This is a genomic window from Magnetococcales bacterium (assembly GCA_015231925.1).
Taxonomy (GTDB): Bacteria; Pseudomonadota; Magnetococcia; order Magnetococcales; family JADGAQ01; genus JADGAQ01.
This window is the reverse complement of sequence record JADGAQ010000204.1, coordinates 1-7153: the sequence shown is the minus strand read 5'-3', so window position 1 is coordinate 7153 and position 7153 is coordinate 1. Positions and strand designations below refer to the sequence as shown.

At 58.1% G+C, this 7153-nt stretch carries 12 protein-coding genes; 5 read left to right on the top strand and 7 right to left on the bottom strand.

Annotated features, from left to right (window positions below; genetic code table 11):
• Positions 1-210: 210 nt before the first annotated feature.
• From nrfD to HQL56_16895, 7 genes are all read right to left on the bottom strand, one after another.
• Positions 211-1401 carry a polysulfide reductase NrfD gene (gene nrfD, locus HQL56_16925; protein ID MBF0311201.1) on the bottom strand — a complete coding sequence of 397 codons (1191 nt, stop codon included), beginning with the start codon at positions 1399-1401 and terminating at the stop codon, positions 211-213.
• 9 nt (positions 1402-1410) lie between these two features.
• Positions 1411-2160 carry a 4Fe-4S dicluster domain-containing protein gene (locus HQL56_16920; protein ID MBF0311200.1) on the bottom strand — a complete coding sequence of 250 codons (750 nt, stop codon included), beginning with the start codon at positions 2158-2160 and terminating at the stop codon, positions 1411-1413.
• The gene (locus tag HQL56_16915; GenBank protein MBF0311199.1) at positions 2157-2456 is read right to left on the bottom strand and encodes an Hdr-like menaquinol oxidoreductase cytochrome c subunit; all 300 of its coding nucleotides are present in this window, start codon (positions 2454-2456) and stop codon (positions 2157-2159) included. Before HQL56_16915 ends, HQL56_16920 begins: the two co-directional genes overlap by 4 nt.
• A 169-nt stretch (positions 2457-2625) precedes the next feature.
• Positions 2626-2919 (bottom strand): sulfurtransferase complex subunit TusB, encoded by a 294-nt coding sequence (dsrH, locus tag HQL56_16910; protein MBF0311198.1) that lies wholly within the window; start codon positions 2917-2919, stop codon positions 2626-2628.
• Between the two features lie 15 nt (positions 2920-2934).
• Positions 2935-3339, bottom strand: a complete 405-nt coding sequence (gene tusC, locus HQL56_16905; GenBank protein MBF0311197.1) for a sulfurtransferase complex subunit TusC — start codon at positions 3337-3339, stop codon at positions 2935-2937.
• 11 nt (positions 3340-3350) lie between these two features.
• Positions 3351-3707 carry a sulfurtransferase complex subunit TusD gene (gene tusD, locus HQL56_16900; GenBank protein ID MBF0311196.1) on the bottom strand — a complete coding sequence of 119 codons (357 nt, stop codon included), beginning with the start codon at positions 3705-3707 and terminating at the stop codon, positions 3351-3353.
• A 273-nt stretch (positions 3708-3980) separates the two neighbouring features.
• A complete protein-coding gene (locus HQL56_16895; GenBank protein ID MBF0311195.1) occupies positions 3981-4136 on the bottom strand; it encodes a hypothetical protein in 156 nt (51 codons plus the stop codon).
• 623 nt (positions 4137-4759) lie between these two features.
• Here HQL56_16895 and HQL56_16890 point away from each other — a divergent pair.
• The 5 genes from HQL56_16890 to HQL56_16870 all read left to right on the top strand — a co-directional run bounded on the left by HQL56_16890 (position 4760) and on the right by HQL56_16870 (position 7145).
• The gene (locus HQL56_16890; GenBank protein MBF0311194.1) at positions 4760-5326 is read left to right on the top strand and encodes a SocA family protein; all 567 of its coding nucleotides are present in this window, start codon (positions 4760-4762) and stop codon (positions 5324-5326) included.
• Entirely contained in the window at positions 5323-5757 is a 435-nt protein-coding gene (locus HQL56_16885; protein ID MBF0311193.1) for a hypothetical protein, read from the top strand. Before HQL56_16890 ends, HQL56_16885 begins: the two co-directional genes overlap by 4 nt.
• 162 nt (positions 5758-5919) lie before the next feature.
• Positions 5920-6375 (top strand): DUF488 domain-containing protein, encoded by a 456-nt coding sequence (locus tag HQL56_16880; protein MBF0311192.1) that lies wholly within the window; start codon positions 5920-5922, stop codon positions 6373-6375.
• A 4-nt stretch (positions 6376-6379) separates the two neighbouring features.
• Positions 6380-6835 carry a hypothetical protein gene (locus tag HQL56_16875; GenBank protein ID MBF0311191.1) on the top strand — a complete coding sequence of 152 codons (456 nt, stop codon included), beginning with the start codon at positions 6380-6382 and terminating at the stop codon, positions 6833-6835.
• Positions 6798-7145 (top strand): hypothetical protein, encoded by a 348-nt coding sequence (locus HQL56_16870; GenBank protein MBF0311190.1) that lies wholly within the window; start codon positions 6798-6800, stop codon positions 7143-7145. The genes HQL56_16875 and HQL56_16870 overlap by 38 nt, the downstream gene beginning before the upstream one ends.
• Positions 7146-7153: the final 8 nt, after the last annotated feature.

Sequence of the window (7153 nt, the reverse complement as noted above, 5' to 3'; positions counted from 1 at the left end):
GGGCATTTCTTCTTTGGGCTTCGACCCGCCAAAGGCCACGTCAAAACCTCGGGGCGCTGCCCCGAACCCCGCCGGGGGGGATAATCCCCCCCGGACCCCCGTATTACTGAAAAGCCCTCACCACTCACCTCTCACCTCTCACCTCTCACCTCTCACCGTTGCCTGGACCAGACAAAAAAAAGGGGCCTTTCGGCCCCTTTTTCAAGGATCTCACGGATTCCAGGGCTCCCAACCCTTAGGCGCCACCGCCTTGTCCGGCAGCAACCGGAAAAAGCGAATGCCCAGAACAAAAATCACCCCGGTGATGCCGACACCCCCCAAACCCAACATCATCTCCACCACGGAGGGGAAATAGCTGGCCTCCCGCCCATCGAAGAAGACGCTGGTCACCTCGTATCCCGGAAACATGTGCATGGGATAAGACTGCCCGGCAATCAACACATGGGCCACAAAGGCGAACTCGCCCGCAATCGAAGTCAACGAAGCAATCACCATGCCCCGAACCGTGTTGCCCGCCTGGCTGAACAACAACCCCAACGGCACCACCAACCCCAGGAAAATCACCCCCACCCAGTACAACCCGGCGTAAGGCCCCGCCAGAATCCAACCCTCCACATCGTAATGGGCCGGCGAATAGAACTTGGTGAACTTCTCCACCACAAACAGATATCCCACCAACAGGGTGAAGAAGATCACCATGTTGCGCAGACCGAACAGCAACTTCTGATCCAACTGCCGCCCGGAATACTGATAAACCGCCACCAGCAGCACCAGACAAAGCGCCGTGCCCGAGGAGAGCGATACCGCGATGAAGGTGGGACCGGTGATGGCGGAGTGGAAAACCTCCCGGGCGTGAATCACCCCGAAGATCGAACCGGTACCGGTGGTGAGAATCAACCGCCAGGCAAAGGCCGCCGAACCCGCCAGCTTCACGAAGCGGTCATGCTGCATCATGGCCCACAGATAGAGGAAACAGAGCACCACGAAGCCGGAATAGAGGAAGACGTTCATGGTGAACATGGAGCGGAAGTTCATGTGGATCATGGTCAGCAACATGCGGTCGGGCCGCCCCAGATCCAACACCAGCACCGCCAGCCCCCCCACCAGCAGAGCGATGGAGAGAAACGCCGAAAAACGCCGGAACTGCTTATACTGATAAGCCCCGAAGACCGTGGCCATGGAGGCCAGATTGAGCGCCCCGGAAGCCATGACCAGCAGGGCGATGGCGAAGACGTGCGGCGCACCCCACACCACCTGGTTGGTCATGTTGGTAACCCCGTGGCCGTGATGCTCCACGTAGAGAAAGGCAAAGGCCCCGCAGAGGATCAGGAAGGCCAATCCCCCCAGAAGTCCCCAATAGTTGCGGCTGTTGCCCTGAATGGTGACATACTCGCTGATCATGGTCTCCCCCTACAGTCCCTTGTAGTGGACATGGGGCTTGAGCCCCAGATCGGCACGGATGGTTTCGGTAACCAAGGTTTTGACCTTCTGGGCGATTTCCGACTTCGGATCGTTGAGATCCCCGAAAAGCATGCCCCCCTTGCCCTCTTTCCGACAGGCCTCGACACAGGCGGGATCCCGCCCCTGATCGACACGATGCACGCAGAAGGTACACTTCTCCACCACCCCCTTGGCCCGGATGGGCACGGCGGGATTGCCCTCCTTCGGCAGCTTGGTGTCGTGATAGACCAGACTGCGCGCCTTGTAAGGACAGGCGATCATGCAGTAGCGGCAGCCGATGCAACGGTGCATGTCCACCAGCACAATGCCATCCTTGCGCACGAAGGAGGCCTGGGTGGGACAGACATGCACGCAGGGCGGATTTTCGCAATGGTTGCACAACACCGGCAGGGAACGCGGCGGACGGTGCTGGCTCAGGTCGCGGATTTCGATCTTGCGGATCCAGTGGATGTCGCGGCTGGGCTCGCCGAAGAGGGGAACGTTGTTCTCCTTGCGGCAGGCGGTGGTGCAGGCGGTGCAGTCGTCGCTGCACTTTTCCACGTCGATGAGCATGGCCCAGCGGCGATTGCCCGAGGCTTCGGTGCGTTCGGGCGCGGCGATCAGATGGAAACCCGGCGCCAGGACCACCCCCGCGGCGGTGGCGCTGCCCAGGCCCAACAGGGTTCGGCGATCCATGTTCATGGCCATATCCTGGTTCATTCGGGGTAGTTGTGGCACTCGAAGCAGTCGGGAGCGACGCCCACATAGGTGTGGCAGCGGTCGCAGAACTGGGTGCGGCTCTGATGACAGGCCGGGCAACCCTGCAAACTCTCCTTGGGCTGCCGAACTCCCTGCCGCACCGTCTCTTCGCGGAGCGATTTGAGATACTGCATGTGGTTGCGCCGCATCCAGTCGGTGGGCCGGATGCAGGCCTCGCCCTTGGGTTTCTGCAGATTGACCGGACCGCCGGCGGCGACCGGAGCCACCCCGGACAGAAGTACCGCCAGGGCTGCCAGGAAGAAAACGAACGAACGAATCCCTGCCACCGTCATTCCCTCCTTGTCGTTCCCGTCAACCCACCCGGCGGAAGGACTTCGCCACCGGGTCGGCAAACGGGAATCTCGTGTCAAGACGCCACCTGCGACACCGCATCCCCGGGGCCGAAACCCCGGGGGCGCGTTCCGCTTACAGCCAGGAGTGGGTCTTGTGCTGTTCGACCAGTTCGACGAAGCCGTTGTAATCGGTGACCTTGACCCCCTCGATGAGGTTGTCGAGACCACGCGCCTTGAGATCGGCGGAGAGGGCGTAGACGCTCACCTTGCCCAAAGCCTCTTCCACCAGCGCGGAGCGGGCGGTGTCGGCGACAGCGGCATAGACGCCGTCTTCCATGAGGAGAACGCAATCCCCCTCGGAGACGAAGCGCAGGCAGCTCTCCAGGGTGCCGTTCAGAAAGGGCGATTTGTTGACCGTGTGCAGCATGGAAACCTCCCCTCGTCAGAAGACCAGGATATTGTGTTGTTCGGCCATCATGGCGGCGATTTCGGCGGCATCGACCACCTGGGGCTTGATGGGCTCCTCGGTGTCTTCGTCCTCGCCGATGACCAGAAGGTCATCCTCGCTCATGCCGCGCTCTTCCATGCTCTGGCGATCCACATAGATCTTCGAGATCTCGTAGTCCACCATGGCGCCGTAAGTGGCGGCAAAGCCCTTGATGCCCAACTCCTTGGTGTTCTGCCCCTCCTTGAGGGCAAAGACGCCGTCGTCCATGAAGACCACGGAGATGTCGGCGTCGTAGGCGGCCATGATGAGTTTGACCTCCAGGCCTTCGTAAACATAGATCGATCCGTGAGGAGCCTTGCGGACCGTGAACATGATCTTCTTGACTTCACCACCAGACATGGCTGCCTCCTTCAGTCGCCAAAGGCCACGAGACGATCCGCCTCGATCGCCATCATGGTGAGTTGACCCAGTCCCGAAATGCGCACGTTGGGCACCAGCACGTCGTCAACGATGCCGCGACGCTTGGCGGCGGCGATGCAGACCACGATATCGATACCCTTGGCCCCCAACTCGGACCAGCGCTTGGCGATGTGACGGTCGTCCTGGGGAGGCTCCATCAGCTTGGTGACGTTGTAAACGCCATCGTGGTAAAAGAAGATGCCCCGGATCTCATGCCCCCGGGCCAGGGCCGCCTGGATGAAGTTGTACGCCGAATCCGAGGCTTCGTGATTGTAGGGTCCTTCGTAGATCAACACGGCAAGTTTCATGCTCTTTTCGCTCCTTCCGTCCAGCGTGGCAAGCCTTGGGGGACGCACTCTTCGGGGTGTCCGGCACCGGCATATTACCATGTGGTAATATTCTGAATATCGACGCAGTATAAGGACTCTCCCGACAATGTCAAGTCGGGGGCATGGAAGATTTCAGCAGGCCGACCAGAGGGGGATTTATCGGAATCTCACGATATCACCTGGCCGCCTCCTTCGGGCCGGACAATAGTGTATCAGCCTGATGCTACGCCGAAGTGCTATCAAGCCGGAAACTCAGCGGTCCCATGACCGGTTCCACTCCAAACGCTGTTGCCGCTGCCAATCCACGGCATCGTCGATGGGCCAGTCGAGGGTTCCGGCAAACATCATCAAACGTTGGGAATCATCCGGAGGAGAGGCGGCGGTCTCCTCGGGTTCGGTCCACGACACGATGACGCGGGCCTTGCGCCCGAACGCCTCATGAAAGGCCTCCGGCAGCTTGCCGTCGGCGGGAAGGTCAACGCCGGACCACCTATACCGAAAAGATGCTCACCGGGGAGAGCATCCACAAAAGCGCGATAGCATGCGGCATCCATCGCAACCCTGCCTTCCGTTGGCGGCATCGCCTCCCAAAAACCTCTTCCACTGCCGGACCAACCATCTCAATGACATTACCGAGGCGGATGAAACGCGCTTTCTCCGCTCGGAAAATGGCTCCCGACACCTACAACGCCCGGCCTGCAAACGGGAGGGGCCGTCCAGTCAGCGAGGACGCGGCAAGGAATCCGATTAACGTCCCAAGTACCCGAGACCTTCCAGCGCGACCGCCGATTTTCGTCATGCTCATCTTCGAGGCACGCCCGTTCAAAACCATCTTCAAATCCCGATTGTCTCCCGACGACATTCTTTGCCGTGACGGCTTGGCAGTCTACGGCGCGTGGTGCAACAGGCTTCACATGCTGTAATTCAGGCGGCTGGGCGGGTACGGAAAAATGGGAAATATTCACTGCAATTCGTTGGTTTATGCTAAACTATTGCAGTGCAGCAGGGGACAACGCACGGGAGTGATGGAGATGAACATCGACCATAGTCGGGAGAAACTGTTTCACGCCATGGCGTTCTTTATCAACGCCACGCGGAACTGCGGAAAGATCAAGCTGTTCAAGTTGCTCTACTTTCTGGATTTCACCCACTATCAGGAGACAGGCCGCTCCGTCACGGGCATGAACTATCACGCATGGAAAATGGGGCCGGTGCCGGTTGCCCTGTTCGAGGGGATCGACGCGCCGAAAGGGCCTTTCCTTGAAGGCCGGTTCGAGATTGTCCCTTCACCAAGTGGTTCCTTCTCCCCCACCCAAATCAAACCAACCTTTCCGGTGGATTTGGACCTCTTCAGCACCCGAGAACTCCGCGCCATGGAGTTTTTCGCCAACAAATATCGGGCGGCGACGGCCCAGGAGATGATCGAAGATACCCACCTGGAGAACCGGCCCTGGCATACCGTCTGGGAAAAGCAGGGGGCCAAGCAGGAGCTCATTCCTTACGCCCTGGCCTTGCGGGCAGCGGAGCGGGAGGAGATGGAAGAGTTGATTCAAGAGAGGGAATCTTTCCTTCTTGAGTTGGGGCTGGCCGCTTCATGAGGATTGGTACGGTCTGTTTCCATACCGCCTTTCCGTTCAATGACACTGATCAGCCCGGACAGAAGCTTTTTGTAGTCCTGAACAATGGCGCCGTCGGGTATTATCTGGTGGCGAAGACCACCTCCAAGGGACACCGCTTTATCAATACCTACGGTTGCGCACCTGACGGGGCGCGGTTCCCAGCCTATTTTCTACCCTCAGCAACCAACACCTTCCGCATGAATACCTGGATCGAGCTGAACGAATTTTTCGAGTTCTCACAGAGTTACGTGGTAAATGGGGGGCTGAAGGGCACAATTCTGCCGAAGTTCGTCCTGCCGGGTCTCTTCATCTGCCCCCTGATCGCGTGCGCCATGGAAAGTCCGGACTTGGCGCGAAAGTTCAAGCCCCTCCTGCAACAGAGTCTCTCGGTTCTCCAGTGTCCAGAGTGAGGTGGTGGCCTGGGTGCGGGTGGTGCAGTATCCTTTGAGAAACAATATGTTCTCTTCCGATTTCGTCAACAAGGTGATATGCTTATTATGAAATGCTTGAAGAATCTCCTGAAATATGTATCATAATTGAGGTGTTTGCTCCCGTGCAGCGAGGTAAATCCGATGGAACTATGTACGATTGGATATGAAGGCGCAGAACTGAACGACTTCCTGAACACCTTGGAGACCAAGGGAGTGGAATGCCTCATCGACATCCGGGAAGTGCCGCTTTCCCGCCGAAAGGGGTTCTCCAAAAAGGTTCTTGCCGCCGTCCTTTCGGACAGGAATATTCAGTACATTCATCTGCCCGCCCTGGGTGACCCCAAAGAGGGGCGGGAGGCCGCCCGGCAGGGGCGCATGGATACCTTTCGCCAGATCTTCTCCGGCCACATGACAACACCAAGCGCCATAAAAGGGCTGGAAGAGGTTTCCGCTCTGGCCATGAACGCCAAAAGCTGCCTGCTGTGTTACGAGCGTGACCCTGAAATGTGTCATCGTTCCATCGTCGCCCGTTCGCTTCATGCTCAACATGGCTTTATCATCCGCAACCTTGGCGTGAATGTCCGCAAAACCAGGTGAGTCCTTGGAAACGGAAGGCGTCGAAAGAGTTCTAATGCTGGTCAAGGCCATGCCTCATGTCGGGCGAGAGCGTGGCGAACTGGTCTGTTGCGCCGGAGTGACCGAGCAAAGAGAATGGCGAAGACAGTATCCGGTCCGCTTTCGCTTTTTGACTGACGAGAGCATGTTTCAGCGGTGGCATTGGGTGGAGTACCATTGGCGCCTGCCAAAAGGGGACCGCAGACCGGAAAGCCGCCGGGTGGACGAAGGCAGTATCGTCAAAGGCCACGAAATGAAAAGCGCACATCGGGGTTCCTTTCTGGCTCGACTGATCCTTCCCGGCGTGAAATCCGCCGAAGAGCGAGGACAAACCCTTACCCTGGTGCGGCCCAAAACGGATAATATCCGTTTCTCCTGGAAAAAAGACAGTTCAGGAGATCGAAATGGAAATCCGGCAATACGACAATGCCGTTCGGCATAGAGATCTTTTTGATGAGCGTGAGCTCAAGCCACTGGAACCAACCCCCTACGCTTTTTCCTTTGAATACAGAACAGAAGACGGAGAAAACCACACCAGTCAATGCCTGGATTGGGAGACATCAGCCATGTTTTACCGCTGGAGGAAACAGTATGGCGAGGAACGGACACTGGCGGACATGAAGGAAAAGTTTGAATCGGAATACCCGCAAAAAGGGATGGTCTTTGCCATGGGAACCCATTCCCTGTATCCCAAAAGCTGGCTGTTGATCGGGGTGATCCGTCTGGATGTCGCTCAACCAAGCCTGTTCTGAATGGTCTG